The sequence below is a fragment of the Pseudomonas sp. SMN5 genome, from assembly GCF_052041925.1.
Classification (GTDB): Bacteria; Pseudomonadota; Gammaproteobacteria; order Pseudomonadales; family Pseudomonadaceae; genus Aquipseudomonas.
The window spans coordinates 195,558-216,392 of sequence record NZ_JBKGGX010000010.1 but is presented as its reverse complement, the minus strand read 5'-3'; the positions used below and the strand labels follow the sequence as shown (position 1 = coordinate 216,392).

17 protein-coding genes and 1 pseudogene are annotated in these 20,835 nt (G+C 62.6%); 11 read left to right on the top strand and 7 right to left on the bottom strand.

Features of this window, described 5'->3' with window-relative positions; all coding sequences use genetic code 11:
* Positions 1-261: 261 nt before the first annotated feature.
* From ACLEJR_RS12695 to ligD, 4 genes are read left to right on the top strand one after another with little or no spacing between them, the layout of a single operon-like run.
* On the top strand, positions 262-1,647 hold the full coding sequence (locus ACLEJR_RS12695; protein ID WP_440814356.1) for an iron-containing redox enzyme family protein: 1,386 nt from the start codon (positions 262-264) through the stop codon (positions 1,645-1,647).
* 9 nt (positions 1,648-1,656) lie between these two features.
* The gene (locus ACLEJR_RS12690; RefSeq protein ID WP_440814354.1) at positions 1,657-2,658 is read left to right on the top strand and encodes a methyltransferase; all 1,002 of its coding nucleotides are present in this window, start codon (positions 1,657-1,659) and stop codon (positions 2,656-2,658) included.
* Complete coding sequence (locus ACLEJR_RS12685) at positions 2,630-3,793, top strand: carboxylate-amine ligase (protein ID WP_440814351.1); 1,164 nt, start codon at positions 2,630-2,632, stop codon at positions 3,791-3,793. The genes ACLEJR_RS12690 and ACLEJR_RS12685 overlap by 29 nt, the downstream gene beginning before the upstream one ends.
* Positions 3,790-6,411, top strand: coding sequence for a DNA ligase D (gene ligD / locus ACLEJR_RS12680; RefSeq protein ID WP_440814350.1), 2,622 nt, complete (start codon positions 3,790-3,792; stop codon positions 6,409-6,411). Before ACLEJR_RS12685 ends, ligD begins: the two co-directional genes overlap by 4 nt.
* 250 nt (positions 6,412-6,661) lie before the next feature.
* Here ligD and ACLEJR_RS12675 read toward each other — a convergent pair whose 3' ends face one another.
* Entirely contained in the window at positions 6,662-7,273 is a 612-nt protein-coding gene (locus ACLEJR_RS12675; RefSeq protein WP_440791946.1) for a Yip1 family protein, read from the bottom strand.
* A gap of 168 nt (positions 7,274-7,441) precedes the next feature.
* Between ACLEJR_RS12675 and ACLEJR_RS12670 the strand changes: the two genes are divergently transcribed.
* The 3 genes from ACLEJR_RS12670 to ACLEJR_RS12660 are packed head-to-tail and all read left to right on the top strand — an operon-like array spanning position 7,442 to position 8,928.
* Positions 7,442-7,942 (top strand): CinA family protein, encoded by a 501-nt coding sequence (locus ACLEJR_RS12670; RefSeq protein ID WP_440814348.1) that lies wholly within the window; start codon positions 7,442-7,444, stop codon positions 7,940-7,942.
* Positions 7,943-7,952: 10 nt separating this feature from the next.
* Positions 7,953-8,471, top strand: coding sequence for a hypothetical protein (locus tag ACLEJR_RS12665; protein WP_440814347.1), 519 nt, complete (start codon positions 7,953-7,955; stop codon positions 8,469-8,471).
* Between the two features lie 7 nt (positions 8,472-8,478).
* Positions 8,479-8,928 (top strand): DUF421 domain-containing protein, encoded by a 450-nt coding sequence (locus ACLEJR_RS12660; RefSeq protein WP_440814344.1) that lies wholly within the window; start codon positions 8,479-8,481, stop codon positions 8,926-8,928.
* An 828-nt stretch (positions 8,929-9,756) separates the two neighbouring features.
* On the opposite strand, the gene ACLEJR_RS12655 is transcribed toward ACLEJR_RS12660, so the two are convergent.
* The 4 genes from ACLEJR_RS12655 to ACLEJR_RS12640 all read right to left on the bottom strand — a co-directional run bounded on the left by ACLEJR_RS12655 (position 9,757) and on the right by ACLEJR_RS12640 (position 14,816).
* On the bottom strand, positions 9,757-10,614 hold the full coding sequence (locus ACLEJR_RS12655) for an SDR family oxidoreductase (RefSeq protein WP_440791938.1): 858 nt from the start codon (positions 10,612-10,614) through the stop codon (positions 9,757-9,759).
* 258 nt (positions 10,615-10,872) lie between these two features.
* Positions 10,873-12,021: a MalY/PatB family protein gene (locus tag ACLEJR_RS12650; RefSeq protein ID WP_440791936.1), complete on the bottom strand. Its 1,149-nt coding sequence runs from the start codon at positions 12,019-12,021 to the stop codon at positions 10,873-10,875.
* Between the two features lie 71 nt (positions 12,022-12,092).
* Positions 12,093-14,330: a molybdopterin cofactor-binding domain-containing protein gene (locus tag ACLEJR_RS12645; protein WP_440814342.1), complete on the bottom strand. Its 2,238-nt coding sequence runs from the start codon at positions 14,328-14,330 to the stop codon at positions 12,093-12,095.
* 12 nt (positions 14,331-14,342) lie between these two features.
* On the bottom strand, positions 14,343-14,816 hold the full coding sequence (locus ACLEJR_RS12640; protein ID WP_440791932.1) for a (2Fe-2S)-binding protein: 474 nt from the start codon (positions 14,814-14,816) through the stop codon (positions 14,343-14,345).
* Between the two features lie 299 nt (positions 14,817-15,115).
* Here ACLEJR_RS12640 and ACLEJR_RS12635 point away from each other — a divergent pair, with 299 nt between their 5' ends.
* The 4 genes and pseudogenes from ACLEJR_RS12635 to ACLEJR_RS12620 all read left to right on the top strand — a co-directional run bounded on the left by ACLEJR_RS12635 (position 15,116) and on the right by ACLEJR_RS12620 (position 18,627).
* The gene (locus ACLEJR_RS12635; RefSeq protein WP_440791931.1) at positions 15,116-15,379 is read left to right on the top strand and encodes a DUF2790 domain-containing protein; all 264 of its coding nucleotides are present in this window, start codon (positions 15,116-15,118) and stop codon (positions 15,377-15,379) included.
* Between the two features lie 218 nt (positions 15,380-15,597).
* Positions 15,598-16,965 (top strand): annotated as a pseudogene (locus ACLEJR_RS12630) (epoxide hydrolase family protein).
* 58 nt (positions 16,966-17,023) lie between these two features.
* A complete protein-coding gene (locus ACLEJR_RS12625; protein WP_440814339.1) occupies positions 17,024-18,097 on the top strand; it encodes an alpha/beta fold hydrolase in 1,074 nt (357 codons plus the stop codon).
* 23 nt (positions 18,098-18,120) lie between these two features.
* The gene (locus ACLEJR_RS12620) at positions 18,121-18,627 is read left to right on the top strand and encodes a cytochrome P460 family protein (RefSeq protein ID WP_440791925.1); all 507 of its coding nucleotides are present in this window, start codon (positions 18,121-18,123) and stop codon (positions 18,625-18,627) included.
* Between the two features lie 287 nt (positions 18,628-18,914).
* Here the strand turns inward: ACLEJR_RS12620 and ACLEJR_RS12615 are convergent, their stop codons facing one another.
* Together ACLEJR_RS12615 and ACLEJR_RS12610 are read right to left on the bottom strand one after the other, a co-directional pair.
* Positions 18,915-19,496 carry a TetR/AcrR family transcriptional regulator gene (locus ACLEJR_RS12615; protein ID WP_440814336.1) on the bottom strand — a complete coding sequence of 194 codons (582 nt, stop codon included), beginning with the start codon at positions 19,494-19,496 and terminating at the stop codon, positions 18,915-18,917.
* 142 nt (positions 19,497-19,638) lie between these two features.
* Positions 19,639-20,427, bottom strand: coding sequence for an SDR family NAD(P)-dependent oxidoreductase (locus ACLEJR_RS12610; protein WP_440814333.1), 789 nt, complete (start codon positions 20,425-20,427; stop codon positions 19,639-19,641).
* Positions 20,428-20,835: the final 408 nt, after the last annotated feature.

Below are 20,835 nucleotides of genomic sequence, written 5' to 3'. Positions count from 1 at the left end.
TGGGGGGGGAGGGGGGTTTGGGGGGGAGGGCAACCCCCCCCCCCCACAAAAAAAGCGCTCCTGCCACAAAAAACAGTTTTGCCTGGGGTGAGGGCTATACCATTCGAGACCCAAAGCGAAGCGAGGGTTCCTTCGCAAAACAGCGCCATCCCGTTTATCCGGCTGTCAGACAATCCAAGGGAATTTTTCTGCACCTCGAAGGCTCTGCCAACTATAGAGACGTGCCTATTCAGCGTCCTGCCGAGAACCCAAGAGGCCCTTATGACTGCGCTGACACCCCTTCAATCCAGGCCCGCAACCGTGCAACCCATCGCCGCTGGCGGGACTGTCCGCCAATGCTACGAACGGCTGCTGCAAGGCCCGGACGATGCCGACAGACAATCCATCGCCCAGGCGTTCCTGGAGCAATGCCTCGAACAGGCAGCGGCCTTGCCCCAGGAAACGCCAGACGACCCCACGGCCCTGCAGGCCTGGGTCGAGCAGCACAGTGCCGGCGTCGCCCTGCAATATGCCGACTACCTCGAACGGCGCAAAAGCGGTGGCCCTCGGGAATTTTTCAGCAACAAAGCCCACGCCCTGTATTTCCTCCAGGCGGTAGCGCCGACCAAACTGGTGGACGGTGCCTGGCTCTATGGCGTGCTCAAGCACTGGCACGACCACCGTTTCGAAGGGCTGCTGTGCACCTACCTCGAAGAGCTGGGCGATGGCAGTCCGGCGCAGAATCACGTGGTGATCTATCGCAAGCTGCTCGCTGAACACGGTCTGCAAGACATGCCGGACATCGACGACGAGCGCTACCTGCAAGGCACTGTGCAACTGGCCCTGGGATACGCCGGCGATGAATACCTGCCCGAGGTCATCGGTTACAACCTGGGCTATGAACAACTGCCGTTGCACCTGTTGATCAGCGCCTACGAGTTGGCTGAACTGGACATCGATCCGTACTACTTCACCCTCCACGTGACCATCGACAACGCCAGCACCGGCCACGCACAAAAAGCGGTGCAAGCTTTGATGCAGTTGCTGCCCATGGAAGCCGACCGCGAGGCGTTCTGGCGGCGGGTCACCCTGGGCTATCGCCTCAACGATCTGGGACAGGGCAGCCGGGCGATCATCGAAGCGTTCGACCTGGACCGTGAAGTGCTGGACATGCTCGAACGCAAGCGCCCGTTCGGCCAGCACATGCATTCGGACTACTGCAAGTTCGAAGGCAAGACCGTCAATGAGTGGCTTTCGGCACCGGGCCAACTGGAAGGGTTCCTCACGGCGATGCAGAACAAGGGCTGGATCAAGCGGCACGAAAACCCGCAGAACAGCCGCTTCTGGACCCTGATCGAAGGCGCCGGCGCCGCGATGTTCGGGGTGTTCAGCCCCTATGAAAAACAATTGCTGCACGACTGGATTGCCGGCGACTGGCTCAAGCAGGGCTCGCGCAGGGCGCCACGGCGCAGCCTGGGCGCGGCGTGTGAGTCACAAGTCGGCGTGGAAGACCCGGACGTCCTGGCCCTTGAACAGACCTTGCGCGGCCAAGCCCCAGACGAGCAGATGCAAACCCTGATGCCGTGGTTGTCCGCCCGTTGCCATAGCCATCCGGCCGGGCTGCTGGCGACGCGTCGATTCATCGAACTCAAATCCGTACTGCGCTAGGAGCTTTGCATGAGTGAGGAAGAACGCCTGTCCGAGTCCGACCTGGCGCTGTTGCAATTGGGCCGGCGGCTGCAAGCCGACGGTTATCGGTTCATTACCCCGACGCCCTTGACCCACGAGCGGGTCAACCAGCGGCCCGGCAATGAACGCTCCAAGACCCTGCGGGACGTGTTCGGCTGGTCGCGGCCCTTCGCTCCAGGCTTGATCTCGGCGGATGAGCAGCGGCAATTGCAGGCGGCCGATGTGCTGCAAGAGTGCGACGGGCTGCTGCGCAGTCGGGTGCGCTGGTCGAGCCTGGACGGCCTGCTGTTTGCCCATTCGCAATTTCCTACCCAAGCCAGCGACGCGGTGTTTTTCGGCCCCGACAGCTACCGCTTTGCTCAACTGATCCATAGTCACTTGCAACAGAACTTCACGGCGGTGCATCGCGCCGTGGACATCGGGTGCGGGGCCGGCGTCGGGGCCATCGTGATTGCCCGCGCCCGTCGTGAAGCCCAGGTCCTGGCCCTGGACATCAACCCGCTGGCCCTGCGGCTGACAGCGGTCAATGCTGCGCTGGCCGAAGTGGCCAACGTCGAGATCGCCCACAGCGATGTACTCAAGGATGTGCAGGGCAATTTCGACCTGATCGTCGCCAACCCGCCGTACATGGCCGACCCCTCCGAGCGCGCCTACCGCCACGGCGGCGGCGCGTTGGGGGCCGGGCTGTCGTTGCGCATCGTCGAACAGGCCTTGCCCCGGCTGACGCCCGGTGGCTCGTTGGTGCTCTATACCGGCGTGGCGATGGTCGACGGCCGCGATCCGTTCCTGGAAGCGCTGGGCACCTGGCGCGACTCGGCGGATTTCGGTTGGACCTACAAGGAATTGGACCCGGATGTGTTCGGCGAGGAACTGCTGACACCGGGTTACCAGGACGTGGAAAGGATCGCCGTGGTGGCGTTGGTCGTGACCCGCATCGGCGCGGGTATCGGAGGGAATATCGATGAACAGGCGTCTGAAGTTCGGCATTGAAGAGGAATATTTCATTACCGACCTGCAAACCCGACACATGCCCGGCCAGCCACCGGCGGCCGCTGTCGCGGCGTGCCAGGCCGAGCTGGGCAAGCATTTCGCCCATGAGATGTTCCAGTGTCAGGTCGAGATGGCATCGCCGACCTTTCGCAGCCTGCCCGAGGCCGCCGATTACCTGACCCAGGTGCGCACCGGCCTGACCAAGTGCCTGGCGGAACATGGCCTGGGGTTGCTCTGCGCCGGCTCCCATCCCATGACCACCGCAGACCTGCAGCCCACCGACGAGTTGCACTTCCAGCAGTTGTTCGATGATTACCAACGGGTGGCGCGGCGCAGTGTGCTGTCGGGCCTGCACGTACACGTCGAGGTGCCGGTGGACCGGGATCGGGTCCGGGTCATGAACGAGGTGTTGCCCTGGCTGCCGATGCTGCTGGCGTTGAGCGCCTCGTCACCGTTCTGGAATGGCGCGTACAGCGGCTTCAGCAGTTACCGCCAGACCGCTTGCGATGAATGGCCGCGCATGGGCGTCCCAGAGTTCTTCGAGGACGAGGCGGCGTTTTCCCGTTACATCGACATGCTCAGCCGCACCGGCGCCATTCGCCAGGCCAGCGACTGCTGGTGGGTGCTGCGGCCATCGTCGCGCTATCCGACGTTGGAACTGCGCATCTGCGACGCCTGCCCACGGGTGGAAGACGCGTTGTGCCTGGTCTCGCTGTTTCGGGTGATGGTCGCCCATGCCATTGCCCAGCCTCAGCCCGGCTCACGGTACAGCCCGATGTCTTACTGGATCCTCAAGGAAAACCGCTGGCGTGCCAAGCGCCACGGGATCCTCGCCGAGTTCATCGACGAAGGGCAGGAGCAACCGTTGCTGATCGGTGAGTGGCTCACGTTGGCAGAAGAAACTTTCGGCGACACTGCTGCCGAGCTGGGCGTACCGGAAGTGTTCCGGCAAGCACGGCGGATTGTCCAGGAAGGCAGCAGCGCTGATCGGCAAGTGGTCGTCTACGAACAAGGCCTGCTGCTGGGCGATTCCACCGAAGAAGCGTTGAGCCGGGTCGTCGATCAACTGTTGTCGGAAACCGCCGGGATGCCGGTGGCCCCGCCGACGCTGCAAAAAGCCGCAGGTGGAGAATGACCAGCAAGACCCTTGATGACTACAACCGCATGCGCGATTTCGCCGCCACTCCGGAGCCTGCGGCCAAGCGTGCGCGCCAATCGAAAAAAACCGCCCACGCCTTGCAGTTCTGTATCCAGAAGCACGACGCCACGCGCCTGCACTACGACTTTCGCCTGGAGCTGGACGGTGCGCTCAAGAGCTGGGCGGTGCCCAAGGGACCGTCCCTGGACCCCAAGTCCAAGCGCCTGGCGGTGCATGTCGAAGACCATCCACTGGATTATGCGACGTTTGAAGGCAGTATCCCCGAAGGCCATTACGGCGCGGGAGACGTGATCGTCTGGGACCGGGGCGTGTGGATTCCTCAGGGCGACCCGCACGAAGCCTATGAAAAAGGCCGGCTCAAGTTCGAGCTGCAAGGCGAAAAGCTCGCTGGTCTGTGGAACCTGGTGCGCACTCATATGCCGGGCAAGCAGGAGCAGTGGTTCCTGATCAAGCATCAGGACGAGGCAGCCCGGCCCGAGAGCGAATACGACGTGGTGCAGGCCGAGCCGGACAGCGTGCTCAGCGACCGCACCCTCGTGCCCAAGCGGCGGGGCAAGGCCGCTGCCGCCAAAGCCGTCAAGCAACCGGAAAAAGCCGCCAAACCCAAGGCGGCCAGAAAATCCACCAAAGCCACGCTTAGCGGCGCGGCACCGGGGCCGCTTCCGGAAACCCTCAAGCCGGAACTGGCAACCCTGGTGGACAGCGCTCCCGACGGCGAATGGCTGTACGAAATCAAGTTCGACGGGTATCGGGTCATGGCGCGCATCGACAACGGTGAGGTGCGGCTGATCACCCGCAATGGCCACGACTGGACTCACAAACTGCCCAAGCAAGCCGAAGCCCTGGCGGCGCTGGGCCTGGAGTCGGCCTGGCTCGATGGGGAGATGGTGGTCGCCAACGAGCAGGGCGTGCCGGACTTTCAGGCCCTGCAAAACGCTTTTGATGCCGGGAGCAGTGGCAAGATCGCTTATTACCTGTTCGACTTGCCGTACCTCAACGGCATGGACCTGCGCAAAGTGCCGGTCGAAGAGCGGCGGACTGCGCTGGCGGCCGTGCTCAAGGACAACGAGGACCCGCTGTTGCGGTTCTCCGACTCGTTCGAGGAAACCCCCGAGGCCTTGCTCAACAGCGCCTGCCAGATGCAGATGGAAGGGCTGATCGGCAAACGGGTGGGCAGTGCCTATGTATCCCGGCGCAGCAATGACTGGATCAAACTCAAGTGCAAGCGACGCCAGGAATTCGTGGTGGTGGGCTTCAGCGAACCCAAGGGCGCTCGCAGTGCATTCGGTGCCTTGCTACTGGGCTTGCATGACGCTGACAGCGGTGAGTTGCGCTACGCCGGCAAGGTCGGCACCGGTTTCAATGAAGCAACGCTCAAAAGCATCTACCAGCAACTCTTGCCACTGGAAACCAAGAAGGCCGCGGTGGTTAATCCGCCCACGGGTTATGAGGCCAAAGGCGTGCACTGGCTTGAGCCGACCCTGCTGGCCGAGGTGGCGTTCGCTGAAATGACCAAGGAAGGCTCGGTGCGCCACGCGGTGTTTCATGGCCTGCGCAATGACAAACCTGCCAAAGACATCACTGAGGAGCTGGCGAAACCCGTGAAGAAGCCCACGGCTGCGAAAAAAACTGCAAAGAAAGAGCCCGCCCCCGAACCTGCCAAGCCCAAAACCAAGGCGAAAGCCAAGGCCGCCCCAGCGCAGGCCATGGAAGGCAAGGTGCGCATCACCCATCCGGAGCGGGTGATCGACGCCAGCAGTGGTACGACCAAGCTGCAACTGGCGGAGTACTACGCCAGCGTCGCCGAATTCATCCTGCCGCAGCTGGCCGACCGCCCGGTGGCGTTGGTCCGGGCGCCGGACGGGATTGCCGGGGAGTTGTTCTTCCAGAAGAACGCCGAGCGCCTGGCGATCCCGGGCATCACCAGCCTGGACAAGTCAGTCACCGGCCATCCGGTGATGATCATCAACAACCCTGAAGCGCTGATCGGCGCGGTGCAGATGAGCACGGTGGAGTTGCACACCTGGAACGGTACGACCGTGGACCTGGAAAAACCCGACCGTTTTGTCCTCGACCTCGACCCGGACCCGGCGCTGCCATGGAAAAGCATAGTCGAGGCCACGCAACTGACCCTGACCGTGCTGGACGAGCTGGGGCTCAAGGCGTTTCTCAAGACCAGCGGCGGCAAGGGCATCCACATCGTGGTGCCGCTGACGCGCAAGCTGGGTTGGGATGAGGTCAAGGATTTCAGCCATGCCATCGTCAGTCATATCGCCAAGCTGCTGCCAGACCGTTTCTCGGCGGTGTCGGGACCGAAGAACCGGGTAGGGCGGATTTTCATCGATTACCTGCGCAATGGCCTTGGCGCGACCACCATTTGCGCCTACGCCGCACGCACCCGCGAAGGGCTGCCGGTCTCGGTGCCGATTTTTCGCGAGGAGGTGGCTGAGCTTAAAGGCGCCAACCTGTGGAATGTGCACAACGTCCACGAGCGCCTGGCGGAAGTCGGCCATGAACCTTGGGCTGATATGAGGAAAACCCGACAAACCATCACCGCCGAGATGCGCCGGCGGATCGGGATGAAAAAATCCTGAGGTGTTGAGTAACCCTGTGGCGAGGGGCTTTCCAGAAGCTGGACTGACAAGGCGCTTATGCTTTTGTGGCGAGGGAGCTTGCTCCCGCTGGGCTGCGCAGCAGCCCCATCAGGCCGGATACTGCAGTGGGCCAGGGTGAGCTGTGTCAAGTTTGCGAGGGGGCCGCTTCGCGCTGGAGCGCGAGCCCGGCCCAGCGGGAGCAAGCTCCCTCGCCACGGGTCCTATGCCATTCAGGCCGTCTCTCGCACTATCAGCCCACGGGAACCCGCAGGTATTCGGGCTGCAGGACGTTGAACCATAGCAGGATCATTTCCACCAGAATGGTCACCAGCACCAGTAGGCCCACACCCCAGACGCTGGCCGAATACAGCAAGCCCTGTTCCTTCTTGAGGTTCATGAACTTGGGCAGGCCGACGAACAGCAGGAAAGTCGAATAGGCCGACGCCGCCAGTAGCACGATGACCGCCAGCCAACGGTTGGGATAGACCCCGAACACACCGGCCAGGAAGTAGGGGGTAGCGGTATAGGCGGCGAAACCGATGCACTGGTTGACCGAAGGCCGCGCATCGAAGGTGCGGGACATCCAGCGAATGAACAGCCCCATGAGCACGATGCCGACGACGATGGTCAGGTACAGCAACACGCACAGTTGCAACGCACTGGCGCTGTTGAGTCGGACCGTTTCGTTTTCCGCCAGGCTCCAACCGGTCCACGTCACGCCGATGAACAGGCAGACCGCCGGGATCAGCGCCAACAACAGCAGATGGCCAAGGTAGTGGCGCGGGTGCGCCTGTTCCTGTTCGCGGATGTCCTTCCAGGCGAACTCGGGGTTGGTGAACAGTTTGACGAAGGATGCAGACATGACGACCTCCTGATCGAGACAGCCTCCGCATGAGGCCCTTATGGTTTTGAGGTGCGGGATCGGCCAGGGGTTTCATTTTTCTGGGAGCCGCGGCCCGCAGGGCGATCAGAGGGAATGATTCGCCGCGCCAAGGGTCAACCCATCAGCATCCCTGAAGGACTTGTTGCCATGACTGTTGCCCAATCCCTGGTTGAATATTTGCGCGAGCATGAGCTGCGCCTGACCACGGCGGAGTCCTGCACCGCCGGGCAGATTGTCACGCTGCTGGCCGAAGTGCCGGGCAGTGGTTCGCTGATCGAAAGCGGGTATGTGGTGTATTCCCCCGAGGCCAAGCAACGGCTGCTGGGAGTGAGCCCGCGAACCATCGATACCTTCAACCTCACCAGTCGCCAGGTGGCCGAGGAAATGGCGCTGGGCGCCTTGCACGATGCCGATGCCAACGTGGCGGTGGCCACCACCGGAATCCTGGGACCGGATGACATGGACGGGATTCCCGCCGGCACCGTATGTTTTGCCTGGGCATTCCATATCAATGGCAGGCGCGCGCTGTTCAGCCGTCGGGAGCGCTTTTTCGGCAGTCGCAACCAGGTGCAGCGCAGCGCCAGCGAACACGCACTGATGCAGTTGCGGCATTTTCACCAGCGCGCCCTGGCGGGTGAATGCCGTTAGGGAGCGAGCCATGAGTGAAGGCAGCAGACCGGACGATCTGCACGACCGCGTGTTTCCGGTACGCGAGGACATGGCTTACCAGCTCAAGGTCTGGCGATTCGAGCGGGTGGGCTGGTATGCACTGGTATTGCTGGTGATCCTCACCTTGCTGGGGTTGTTTTCCCACGGCCCTTTGAGCAGCCGAGACCTACACAGCAGCGACGGGCGGTTGAGCGTCGAGTATGAACGGTTTCATCGCAGCGGCTCGACCAATCCCATGCTTGTTCGTTTGAAAGGCCAACCCAATGCGCTACTGGAGGTGGAGCTGGGTGGAGACTGGCTGGAGGGTTTTGACGTGCAAGCGGTGCAGCCCCAGCCTACGCGCTCGGCCAGCGCGGGGCAGGGCTTGAAATTCTGGGTCCAGACCGACGCCCAGGGCGAGGCGAGTCTCTATCTGTCCCTGCTCAGCGAAGGCCTGGGGACTTACCACAGCCGGATTGCCATGCCCGGTGGCGCGGCAGTCAGTTTCGATCAATTCATTTTTCCTTAGGTGACCTATGGATTCGGTGCTGCGGGCCGCCGCGATGTACCTGGCGTTGATGGTGCTGTTCAAGATCGCCGGGCGTCGTTCGTTGGCGGAACTCACCACGTTCGATTTCGTCTTGCTGATGATCATCGGCGAGGCCACCCAGCAGGCCCTGCTGGGGGACGATTTTTCGTTGACCAATTCGCTGATGGTGATTGTCACGCTGATTGCCATCGATGTGGGGCTGTCGTTGCTTAAACAGCGTTCCAGATGGGTGTCGCAGCTGATCGATGGCGGGCCGACCGTCATTGTCGAGAATGGGCGGATTTTGCAGGGGCGGATGCGGCATGCGCGGTTGGTGGAGGCGGACATCATGGAAGCGGCTCGTTCGAGCCAGGGGATTGAGACGCTGGAGCAGATCAAGTTTGCGATTATTGAGCGTAATGGGAAGATTTCGGTGATTGCCAAGGAGTCCTCTTGATCGGTTGTTTAGATCGTTGTGGGAGCGAGGTTGCTCGCGATGGCGGCCTGGTGGTCGACCTGGATTTTCGTGTGCATATCCGTTGCTGCGGTAACGGCTTCTTACGGTTCCGCCTTTACGGCGGGTTACTTTTGAAAGGGCGCCAAAAGTAACCAAAAGCGCCTCGCCCCACCACTGGGCACCTCGCTTACGCTCGGTGTTCCCTCACTCCGGCATTGCTCCGTGGGCCCGCCGCGATGGGCCATCCATGGCCCTGCGCGGCTAACCCGGCATCCATGCCGGGATGCCCACTGCGCAATGCCTGCGTTCGGCCCTTGTGGTTGATGGGGCGTCCAAGATCAGAAGCCAGAGCAAAAGCCGGAGCAAAAGCCAGAGCAAAAGCCAGAGCAAAAGCCAAAGCAAAAGCCAGAGCAAAAGCGAGGCGGTCTGGCAGAGGGTTTGTTTCTCCGAGCTTACCCAGATCCGACTGTGGGAGCGGGCTTGCCCGCGAAGACGGCCTGACAGCCAACCTATCTCTCGCGGCATACCCCAATCCAACTGTGGGAGCGGGCTTGCCCGCGAAGACGGCCTGACAGCCGACCTATCTCTCCCGGCATACCCCGATCCAACTGTGGGAGCGGGCTTGCCCGCGAAGACGGCCTGACAGCCGACCTATTTCTCGCGGCATACCCCGATCCAACTGTGGGAGCGAGCCTGCTCGCGATAGCGGTCGCAGGGGCAATCCGGTTTCAGGTTGGAACTCGTTTGGCCAAGGGCCGGCAGTCAGACACGAGGTCTGCTGCGCAGCCCAGCGGGAGCAAGCTGCCTCGCCACGGGAATTGTGGGGAGCTAGAGGATGGGTTTGCCGCCGGTGATGCCATAGCGCGAGCCGGAGATGTAGCTGGACTCATCGGACGCCAGCAGCACGTAGATCGGTGCGACTTCCACCGGCTGGCCGGGGCGGCCCAAGGGGGTCTGGGAGCCGAAGTTCTGTACTTCTTCCTCGGGCATGGTGGCGACGATCAGCGGAGTCCAGATCGGTCCAGGCGCAACGCTGTTCACGCGGATGCCCTTGGGGCCGAGCATCTGCGCCAGGCCGCCGGTGAAGTTGGCGATGGCGCCCTTGGTGGTGGCGTAGGCCAGCAGGGTTGGCTTGGGCATGTCCGAGTTAACCGAGCTGGTGTTGATGATCGAGCCGCCGGCCTTCATGTGCGGTACGGCGGCCTGGCAGATCCGGAACATCGAGGTGATGTTGATATCGAAGGTGCGCACCCATTCTTCGTCGGGGATGTCTTCGAGGTTTTCGTGAGTCATCTGGAACGCGGCATTGTTGACCAGCACGTCGATGCGGCCAAAGCGCGCCACGGTTTCGTCGACGATCTTGTAGCACTGGGCCTTGTCCGCCAGGTCTCCCGGCAGCAACAGGCACTGTCGACCGGCCTGCTCGACCCAGCGGGCGGTTTCTCGGGCGTCGTCGTGTTCGTCCAGGTAGGAAATCGCGACGTCGGCGCCTTCACGGGCGAAGGCAATCGCTACGGCTCGACCGATACCGCTGTCAGCGCCGGTGATCAGCGCGATTTTGTTCGCCAGGCGCCCGGATCCGGTATAGCTCTGCTCGCCGCAATCGGGATACGGGTCCATCTTGCGCTGCGTGCCGGGCACCGGCTGGCTCTGTTTCGGGAACGGTGGGGTAGGGTAGTCGACCATGATGGATCTCCATGCAGTTTGTGAATGCGATGGAGGGTGGACTATGGGGTTTGCGGGAGAGTTCGGTTGAATGTCTGGCGTGATGGATGAGCGTGGTGGGCAAAAAATATTCAACACACCGGATTCCCCGTGGCGAGGGAGCTTGCTCCCGCTGGGCTGCAAAGCAGCCCCCTTGTTCTACCTGATACAGTCCTTCGGGGCCGCTTCGCGCCCCAGCGGGAGCAAGCTCCCTCGCCACGGGGCCAAGGTGTCGGGAAGTTAGCGGCGGGCCTTCAGGCTGCGCTCCATGCGTGCGATGCCTTCTTCCAGCAGGCTGCGCGGGCAGCCGAAGTTCAGGCGCACGAACTGGGCGGCGTCGTCGCCGAAATCCAGCCCGGCGCTGAGGCCGACCTTGGCTTGCTTCAGGAAGAACCCTTGTGGGTCGTCCAGTCCCAGTGCCGAGCAGTCCAGCCACGCCAGGTAAGTGCCCTGGGGTACGGTCATGGTGATTCCCGGCAAGCGCGTCTTCACGGCGTCGACCAGGTAATCGCGGTTGGCCTGCAGGTAGGTTTTCAGGGCTTGAAGCCATGGGCCGGCTTCGCTGTAGGCGGCGCGGGTCGCTTCAAGGCCCAGGGCATTGACACTGTCGACCATGCCGGCGCGGGCGTTGTTGACCCGCTCGCGCACTTTAGCGTTCTGGATGATGGCGAACGAAGTTTTCAACCCAGCGATGTTGAAGGCCTTACTGGCCGACATGAGTGTGATCGTGCGCTCGGCGATTTCCGGGCTCAGGGACGCGGTGGGAATGTGCACGCGGCCATCGAAGCACAGCTCGGCGTGGATCTCGTCGGAGATGATCCAGGCATCCTGTTCCAGGCAGATGTCGGCCACGGCCTGAAGCTCGTCCCGATCGAACACCTTGCCCAGCGGATTGTGAGGATTGCTCAGCAACAGCGCGCCACCGCCTTGCAACGCATCGCGCAAGGTGGCCAGGGGCGTGTGGAACTGGCCATCGACCGGGTCGAACGGCAGCTCGACCTTGTTCAGTTTCCAGTGACCCGGTGCATTGCGCAGCGGCGGGTAGTTCGGCACTTGCACCACCACATTCTGATCCGGCTCCACCAGCGCGTGCAGCGCCATGTTGAAACCCGGTTCCACACCCGGAAGGAACACGATCTGCTGTGGCTCGACGCGCCAGGCGTACTTGTCCCACAGGTCGGCCACCACCGCGGCCCGCAAGTTGTCCTGGGCCACGCTATAACCGAGCATCGGGTGTTCAAGGCGCTTGTGCAGCGCATCGATCACCGCCGGCGGGGCAGGGAAATCCATGTCGGCCACCCACATCGGCAACACATCCGCTGGATAGCGGCTCCACTTGGTGCTGCCGGTGCCGTGGCGTTCCAGTACCGTGTCGAAATCGAATGTCATGATGGTTCCATCAGGTCGCGTAGTGAGATGGCCGTCATGATAAAGCAAGTTGCAACGCTGACCAGCGCCCGCTACGCCAGCTTGAACGGCAACTGACGTATCGGTTTGCCCGTCAGGCTCGCGATGGCGTTCGCGAACGCGGGAGCCAGCGCCGGCAGGCCGGGCTCTCCCATGCCGGTGGGCGGTTCGGCGCTGGGTACGATATGCACGCTGATTTGCGGCATGTCGCTGATGCGCGGAACACTGAAGTCAGCAAAATTACTCTGCTGCACCACGCCCTCCTTGAGCGTGATTGCTCCACCGGGCAGGCACATCGACAGGCCCATGAGCGCGGCACCTTGCACCTGGGCCTCGACGCTGCGCGGGTTGACCACCAGATTGCAATGCACCCCGGCGGTCACCTGATGCAGCACCGGGCGCCCTTCCTGCACGGAGGCCTCCACGACGTAGGCCACCACCGAGCTGAATGACTCATGGACCGCGACGCCCCAGGCGCGTCCCGCCGGCAATTGACGTTTGCCGTACTCGCTTTTGTCCACGGCCAGTTGCAGCGCAGCCCGATGGCGCGGACGTTGATCGGCGAACAGCTTCATCCGGTAAGCCACCGGGTCCTGTGCGGTGGCTCGGGCGATTTCATCGATCAACGTTTCCATCACGAACGCGGTATGGGTAGAGCCGACGCTGCGCCACCACAGTATCGGTACGTTGAGTTTCGGGTGATGGACCGTCAGGCGCATCGGCACCGGGTAAGGATCGCGCATGCCTTCGGTCGCGGTGGGGTCGATGCCGTTTTTCACCCGTGCGCCGAACAGCGTGTCGGTCAGGATCGATTGCCCGACCAGAGCATGATCCCAGGCCAGCACCGTGCCGTTCTCGTCAAAGCCGATACGCGCATGGTGCAGGTGCATGGGACGGTAATAGCCGCCCTTGATGTCGTCTTCACGGCTCCAGAGCGTGCGTATCGGTGCGGTCAGCCCGACGCCGCGGGCGGCCTTGGCCACTTCGCACGCCAGCGCGACAAAGTCGCCACTGGGCACACCGCGCCGCCCGAAGCCTCCGCCTGCCGTTTGCACGTTCATCCGGATCTGCTCCGGCTTGAGATCCAGCACTTTGGCAGCGACGACACTGTCCCCGCCAGGGAACTGCGTGCCGACCCACAGCTCGGCGCGTCCGTCGGCAACCTGTACGGTACAGTTCAGCGGTTCCATGGGGGCATGGGCGAGGTAGGGGAACAGGAACTCTGCCTCCAGTCGATGCGGCGCCCCGGCCAGTGGCGTCATGTCGGCATCGAAATGCACCGGTCCAGGCTGGCTGGCCAGTTCCCGGTACTGGAGCACTTGCTGTTCGCTGTCCACCTTCTCGACAGCGGAAAGGTCCCATTCCAGCTTCAACGCATCACGCGCCAGTTTCGCCTGCCAGTAGCCCTCGGCAATCACCGCCACGCCTTGCGCACCGCCATCGAGCGGCACCCGCAAGACGGCCTTGACCCCTTTGATCGCCCGTGCCGCGCTGTCATCCAATGAGGCGATCTTGCCGCCAAACACCGGTGGACGGGCCACCACGGCGGTCAGTTGCCCGGGCAGGTGTACGTCGATGCCGAAATCCTGCTGGCCGCTGCTCTTAGCTTTGGCATCGATGCGGGTGGTGGCCTGACCGATGATGCGAAAATCCTTGGGGTCCTTGAGCGTGACCGTCTGCGGGACGGGCAGGGCCATCGCAGCTTCGGCCAGTTCCCCGTAACTGGCTTTGCGGCCTGCCGGGCCGAGTACCGTACCGGCCTGAGTGCTCAGGCTTGTGACTTCCACGTTCCACCGCGAGGCCGCCGCCGCAAGCAGCATGGCGCGCGCGCGGGCGCCGAGTTCGCGATATTGGACATAACTGTTCTTGATCGAGCTGGAGCCGCCAGTCAGGTGCAGGCCGAAAACCGGATCCTGATAGGCCGCGTCGCTGTTGCCGTTGCGGCTGCGTACCAGGCTCCAGTCGGCGTCGAGTTCTTCGGCGAGAATCATGGGCAGGCCGGTCTGCACGCCCTGGCCGAACTCCAACCGGTTGATTGTCATTGTGATCTGGCCGTCTGGCGCAATCTGCACGAATGCAGAAGGCTGCTGCTGCGGCTTGAGCGAGGCGCCGGCAGTGTCGTCCTGTTGCGCCAGGGCCAGGTGAGGAAATGCACCCAGGGCCAGGCCGCCGATACCGACGATCTTGAGGAAGCTGCGCCGGGCAAGCGTGGCGGGGCCGTCGAGCGCATCGCGTTCGTGCATGTATTGCAACGCACCGGGAAGCTCGCTCTGGAAGATATCGTTCAACATGTCGAACTCCGGTCAGGCCAGGGCTTTAGCGGCGTCAGCCACCGCAGCGCGGATACGGGCGTAAGTGCCGCAACGGCAGATGTTGCCGGCCATGGCCGAATCGATCTCGGCCGCGGTGGGTTGCTTGCCTTTGGGCTGGGCCTTGAGGAAAGCGGTCGCGCTCATGATCTGGCCACTCTGGCAATAGCCGCATTGCGCCACGTCGTGCTTGACCCAGGCCTCGTAGACGGCGCTGCCCACCGGATCGTCGCCCTGTGTGGCCGCCTCGATGGTGGTGATCTTCTTGCCTTCGGCGGCTGCGATGGGGGTTACGCAGGAACGGATGGCCTGGCCATCCAGGTGAACGGTGCAGGCTCCGCACAACGCCGCGCCGCAACCGAACTTGGTGCCGGTCATGCCCAGCGTGTCGCGCAGGGTCCAGAGAATCGGGGTGCCAGGGTCTATGTCAACCGTGTACTCACGGCCATTGATGTTCAGGACGCTCATAGTCGGACCAGCTCCGGATGGTTTGGCTCCGGTTAACTATAGGAACAAATCCGTAGGGCCGATTGCACGATCCGGGTGGATGATTGCCTGATCGTGCAATCGCTGAACGCCTGCTCAGGCGCAAGGGAATCAAGCGAAGCATTGCAAATGTATCTCTGTGTATCCAACCCACCCGCCGATACGCGCTGTTTCTTTACAGACCATCGGTGACACATCGGCGATACCCGACTGGCGTCAAATGGGACCCATCGAGACAGCACAAGCCGTCTCACAGGAAACCCTACATCGGAGAGATCGTCATGAACTGGAAGAACCTCAGCCTCGCTTCAGTATTCGCCATCCTGAGTCTCGGCGCTGTCGCCGCCAATGCCCAGGACGCCGTCAAACCCCACGCCTACATGTACGGCGACCACCTGGACATCGCCAAGGTGCTGTCGGTCAAGCAAGCGGCGTCCTCGGGCTGCGGGATCGTCGAATCGCGCATGACCTACCTGGACTCCAGCGGTCGTATCCAGGCGCTCGACTACAGCACCTTCGCTCAGGACTGCGACCAGGGCAATTGACGCCCGGGCCCTTCAGAGGCGCTTGAGCGGGCGCACTTTGCGGTCGCCGATACCAAGGTATCGATCGACACCTTGGTGCAATCGCCGCTGCGCAATCGCGGTGGTTTGATCAGCCTGCCTGAGTCGCGGCGACGCACCTGAACGAGGCGCGCTGCGGCCCATGACCGCTCCGGCAACGATCGCCAGCCCCAAGGGCTATTTACTCAAGGAGTTTCACCATGCTTGTCACTTCGTCCGCTCTTGCCTGGCCACGTTGCCTGGCGCGCTCCGCCAGCGCCAGCCTGGTGAGCCTCGCCCTGTTGGCTGCCAGCGGCGGTGCCTGGGCCGCTGCCGCGGCAGAACCATCAGGCGCCAGCGCACCGAGCCAATCCGACGCCATCCGCCCGTATCTCATTCACGTTGACGAGGCGAAATTGACCGAGATGCGCAAGCGCATCGCCGCCAGCCGTTGGCCTGACAAGGAGACGGTCAGCGACGTGTCCCAAGGCGTGCAGCTGGCCCAGGTGCAAGCGCTGGTGAAGTACTGGGGCGACGGCTACGACTGGCGCAAGGCCGAGGCCAGGCTCAACGCCTTGCCCGAGTTCATTACCACCATCGACGGCGTCGACATCCAGTTCATCCATGTGCGTTCGCGCCACCCCAACGCGATGCCGTTGATCCTGACCCACGGCTGGCCGGGGTCGCAGTTCGAATTCCTCAAGACCATCGGTCCGTTGACTGACCCGACCGCATACGGCGGACGTGCCGAAGACGCTTTCGACGTGGTGATCCCATCGATTCCGGGCCACGGTTTTTCGGGAAAACCGACGGAACTGGGCTGGGGGCCTGACCGGGTGGCGAAAGCCTGGGATGTGTTGATGAAGCGCCTGGGCTACAACCACTACGTGTCCCAGGGCGGTGACCACGGTTCGGTGATTTCCGATGCCCTGGGCCGACTGTCGCCGCCGGGCTTGCTGGGCATCCACCTGAACATGCCGGCCACCGTTCCGCCGGAGCTGGTCAAACCGATCAACAGCGGTGACCCGGCGCCCGCCGGGTTGAGCGCTCCGGAGCGCAGGGCCTATGACTCGCTGAGCACGTTCTTCGGTCGCAATGCTGCCTACGGCGCGATGATGGTGACGCGCCCACAGACCATCGGATACCTGCTGGCCGACTCACCGTCTGGCACGGCGGCGTGGATGTACGAGAAATTCGCCGCTTAGACCGACAGCGACGGCAAACCCGAGCGGGTGCTCAGCCGTGATGAAATGCTCGACGACATCAGCCTGTACTGGCTGACCGACACCGGCGCGTCGTCCTCCCGTTTCTACTGGGAGAACAACAACAATAACTTCAGCGCTGCGGCGCAGAAGACCGCGGACATCAAAGTCCCGGTGGCAATCACCGTGTTCCCTCACGAGATCTATCGTGCCCCTGAAACCTGGGCAAAGCGGGCGTATCCGTCGCTGGCCTATTTCCGCGAGGTCAGCAAGGGCGGCCACTTTGCCGCCTGGGAACAGCCTCAGTTGTTCAGTGAAGAGTTGCGCGAGGCCTTCCGCCCATTGCGCGCGGCGGCAAAAGACAGCGTTGCGCAAACCAACCGTTAAACCCTCCAGGCGGCTCCGCCCCCGGAGTCGCGTACCCGCTGTTCGCAAGGAGATCCCCATGGACATGACCCTCTCGAAACAACACACCGCACCGCGCCAGCGCCGTCTGCTGGCCCCCTCGATCCTGGTGTTCGCCATGATGCAGCTGGGCGCGCTGGGGCTTGCCTCGTCCCAGGCCAGCGCCGCCGAGGTGCCAGCGAGCACCATCAGCGCTATCACGCCCGGCAGTCATACCTCCCTGGGCACGTTGAAACACGTCAAGGCGGGGCTGCTGGATGTGTCTTATGCCGAACTTGGCCCAGCCGATGGGCCGGTGGTGATCCTGCTGCACGGTTGGCCCTATGACATCCACAGCTACGCCGACGTCGCACCGGCACTGGCCGAGAAGGGCTACCGGGTATTGATCCCGTCTGCCCGCGGGTATGGCGAAACGCGCTTCCTGTCTGCCAAGACCCTGCGCAACGGCCAGCCTTCAGCGCTGGCGAGCGACCTGATCGATTTCATGGACGCGTTGCATATCAAACAGGCGGTGCTCGGTGGCTATGACTGGGGCGCACGCACCGCCGATATCGTTGCGGCTCTCTGGCCGGAGCGCGTCAAGGCGCTGGTGGCGGTCAGTGGCTACCTGATCGGCAGCCAGGAGGCCGGCAAGGCGCCACTGCCACCGGCCGCCGAATTGCAGTGGTGGTATCAGTTCTACTTCGCGACAGAACGCGGTCGCCTGGGCTACGAGAAAAACACCCACGATTTCGCCAAGCTGATCTGGCAACTGGCGTCGCCGAAATGGAAGTTCGACGACGCGACCTATGAGCGCAGCGCTGCGGCCCTGCAGAACCCCGATCACGTCGCCGTTTCGATTTACAACTACCGCTGGCGCCTGGGCCTGGTCAAGGGCGAAGCCAAGTACGACGCGCTGGAGAAAAAACTGGCGACATTCCCAGCCATCAGCGTGCCGACCATCACCATGGAGGGCGACGCCAATGGTGCCCCGCATCCGCCGGCCGAAGCCTATGCCAAACGCTTCACCGGCAAGTACGAGCATCGCCTGATCGACGGGGGTATCGGCCACAACCTGCCACAGGAGGCTCCCCAGGCCTTCGCCCAGGCCGTGATCGATGCCGACCACCTCTGACCACGGCTCGTAGGGAGAACGACATGACATTCAAGCGACTGGCAGCCTGTGCTGCCCTTGCCTCGGCTGCGCTGGCCGCGACCGGCGCGGCCCTCGGCGAGGCGGGCAGTGGTGAGGCTTCACCGATCTACGGGGTGAAGATCCCCGACGGGTATCGCGCCTGGCAACTGGTCGGCCCGGCCCAGGAGGCCGAGCCACTCAATGAGCTGCGTGCAGTGCTGGGCAACGCGAAGGCGATCAAGGCCTATCAGGACGCAACGCTGCCGTTCCCGGACGGCACGGTGCTGGTCAAGCTGGCCTGGAAGCACGTCCAGTCGCCGGAGTTCGAGCCGGCGTCGATCCCCGGCGCGGCGACCACCGTGCAGGTAATGGTCAAGGACTCCAAGCGATATGCCGCCACTGGCGGTTGGGGATTCGGGCGTTTCATCAACGGTAAGCCCGCCGATGAAGCCCAGCACCAGACCTGTTTCGCCTGTCACCAGGCGCGGGTCCAGAACCATGACTTTGTGTTTACCCGCTATGCCCCGTAGGGACAGCGGTTGATGACGTTACCTCTAACCTCTCGGCGACAGACACACCGCTATCGCGAGCAGGCTCGCTCCCACAGGGGGCCGCATTAAGCTTCAGATCCGCGCGCATCTCAATAATGTGGGAGCGAGCCTGCTCGCGAAGCGGCTTGCCAGCCAATCTGGCTCTCCTGGCTGTACTTGGGTCCAGCTGCGGGGGCAGAGCTTGCTCGCGATGAGGCCGAACGTATCGGCCGCTTGACGCAAGCCTTGTAAAGTCGAGAGGAAAGGCGGGTGCAGAAGACGACTGATTACTCTTCCACGGGCGGTGCCAGCGATTCGAGAATCGCGCTGCGGCAGACTTCGAGGATTTCATCCGCCAATGGGGAGTCGTCCGGGCAGGCCCGTGACAGGATGATTGCGCCGACGGCCTGGGCCATTTTGCCGATCACTATCGCTCGTACGTCTTGTTGAGCGGCGTCGTCCAGTTTCGCCGCGCCGCGTTCAAGGACCGCGAACATTTGTGCGAGGCCATCGCCAAATGTGTTCTTGACCTCTTGCGGTTGGCGCGCAGCATCACCGCAAAGGGCGGAGAGGGTACAGCCGGTGCTGCGATCGTCGCGGTGCGCTCGCGACACATAATGCTCGAAGAAACCGACAAGGCCGATGCCGTCGCTGTCCTGAACCGATCGGGACAGTCCGGCGGCGCAAGCTTCGGCCATCAAGTCCGCCTTGGAGCCAAAGTGTTTATAGAAACCGCCGTGGGTGAACCCGGCGGCTGCCATCAGATCCGCCACTCCGATGCCATCGAAGCCACGTTCACGGAACAGGGCGGAGGCCGTCTCCACGATGTGTGCTCGATTGGCCTGCGCCTGCGCTTTTGTGACTCTCATACCCTATGCCTCTTGTTTCGGACAACTGTCGGGCCCAGTGTACATTGATGTCAGATGTAATCGAAGTGACGGTTCTCCATCGAAGCCAGGTTGCAGTCAACCCTGGTCGAGTCGGGGCATGCGTCCAGGGCTTGTTTCACGCTCAGGCTTGAGGGCGATAGCGCTCGGCTGCATGGGCCTGGCGAATGTCCGACATCAACCCTAGCCGCGCGCCTTCCAACGCGTCCCAACGATTGGCCACGTGCAGCGGCGGAATGGTGACTTGTTCGCGTCGATCGAAGCCGACCAGCGCGGCATCGACCAGTTCTTCGACGTCCATGACCTCAGGGAGTGCGTTGATGTCCATGCCGGCACGCTCCCAGATCTCAGTGCGAGTCGCCGCGGGCAATACCGCCTGTACATAGACACCCTTGGAGGACAATTCCACATTCAGGCCTTGGGACAGGAACAACACGAATGCCTTGGTGGCCCCATAGACTGTCATGCCCAGTTCAGGTGCCAGACCTACCACCGAGCCAATGTTAACGATGGAGCCTTGACCCGCCTGCACGAAACGCGGTGCCACGGCTGCCGCCAGTCGTGTCAGGGCCGTGGTGTTGAGGGCAATCAGGCGTTCGATGGCATCGCCGGTCTGCTGGGTGAAGCCGCCGGACTGAGCCATGCCGGCGTTGTTGATCAGGATGCCGATGCCGGCGTCGTCCCGCAGGCGGGTCTCCAGCGCCGATAGATCGGCCGATTGGGTCAGGTCGGCTTGCAGTACATCGACGTCAACTTTATGTTTTTCGTGCAGCTGCGTTGCCAGGGCATCCAGGCGGGCCTTGTCGCGGGCGACCAGCACCAGGTCGTGGCCGCGGCGAGCAAACCGTTCTGCGTAGACAGCGCCGATGCCACTGGATGCACCGGTAATGAGGACTTTCGAAAGCGTGGCCATGCTGATTGTTCCTGTATCGGTTAGACGTTGGAATTTGTTGGGAAGGCGTCTTTATGATTACGCTCGAAATCTAAACTGTCAACGCTTTGATTATGATCAGCATCAAATAAACTGAAGCCGTGATTGCTCACGCTGGCGGACATGGCCGACACCCGAGTAAAGGCGTGGCAGAGGGAAGGCGTCAGGACGCGAGGGACGTGTCTAGAAAACCGCAATAGGCAAGCGGCCCTGGATGGGCCGCCGTCGAGTTTGATCCGGCCAGAGTTGGCAGGTCAGAAAATGAATTTGAACAGCGCGATCACCACGATCAGGCCAATCAGAAAAATGATGCCAACGGTACCGCCAAGGAATTTCAACATGAGGTCACTCTCTTCAGGTGGGCTTACTGTTCTAGACCACGGGTGAGAC

Excerpts from the sequence above, each read along its gene's own strand:
- ACLEJR_RS12690 (WP_440814354.1), top strand. The coding sequence starts at position 1,657 with ATGAGTGAGGAAGAACGCCTGTCCGAGTCCGACCTGGCGCTGTTGCAA.
- ACLEJR_RS12695 (WP_440814356.1), top strand. The coding sequence starts at position 262 with ATGACTGCGCTGACACCCCTTCAATCCAGGCCCGCAACCGTGCAACCC.
- ACLEJR_RS12645 (WP_440814342.1), bottom strand. The coding sequence starts at position 14,330 with ATGTTGAACGATATCTTCCAGAGCGAGCTTCCCGGTGCGTTGCAATAC.
- ACLEJR_RS12635 (WP_440791931.1), top strand. The coding sequence starts at position 15,116 with ATGAACTGGAAGAACCTCAGCCTCGCTTCAGTATTCGCCATCCTGAGT.
- ACLEJR_RS12610 (WP_440814333.1), bottom strand. The coding sequence starts at position 20,427 with ATGGCCACGCTTTCGAAAGTCCTCATTACCGGTGCATCCAGTGGCATC.
- ACLEJR_RS12625 (WP_440814339.1), top strand. The coding sequence starts at position 17,024 with ATGGACATGACCCTCTCGAAACAACACACCGCACCGCGCCAGCGCCGT.
- ACLEJR_RS12660 (WP_440814344.1), top strand. The coding sequence starts at position 8,479 with ATGGATTCGGTGCTGCGGGCCGCCGCGATGTACCTGGCGTTGATGGTG.
- ACLEJR_RS12675 (WP_440791946.1), bottom strand. The coding sequence starts at position 7,273 with ATGTCTGCATCCTTCGTCAAACTGTTCACCAACCCCGAGTTCGCCTGG.
- ACLEJR_RS12650 (WP_440791936.1), bottom strand. The coding sequence starts at position 12,021 with ATGACATTCGATTTCGACACGGTACTGGAACGCCACGGCACCGGCAGC.
- ligD (WP_440814350.1), top strand. The coding sequence starts at position 3,790 with ATGACCAGCAAGACCCTTGATGACTACAACCGCATGCGCGATTTCGCC.
- ACLEJR_RS12665 (WP_440814347.1), top strand. The coding sequence starts at position 7,953 with ATGAGTGAAGGCAGCAGACCGGACGATCTGCACGACCGCGTGTTTCCG.
- ACLEJR_RS12655 (WP_440791938.1), bottom strand. The coding sequence starts at position 10,614 with ATGGTCGACTACCCTACCCCACCGTTCCCGAAACAGAGCCAGCCGGTG.
- ACLEJR_RS12670 (WP_440814348.1), top strand. The coding sequence starts at position 7,442 with ATGACTGTTGCCCAATCCCTGGTTGAATATTTGCGCGAGCATGAGCTG.
- ACLEJR_RS12620 (WP_440791925.1), top strand. The coding sequence starts at position 18,121 with ATGACATTCAAGCGACTGGCAGCCTGTGCTGCCCTTGCCTCGGCTGCG.
- ACLEJR_RS12640 (WP_440791932.1), bottom strand. The coding sequence starts at position 14,816 with ATGAGCGTCCTGAACATCAATGGCCGTGAGTACACGGTTGACATAGAC.
- ACLEJR_RS12685 (WP_440814351.1), top strand. The coding sequence starts at position 2,630 with ATGAACAGGCGTCTGAAGTTCGGCATTGAAGAGGAATATTTCATTACC.
- ACLEJR_RS12615 (WP_440814336.1), bottom strand. The coding sequence starts at position 19,496 with ATGAGAGTCACAAAAGCGCAGGCGCAGGCCAATCGAGCACACATCGTG.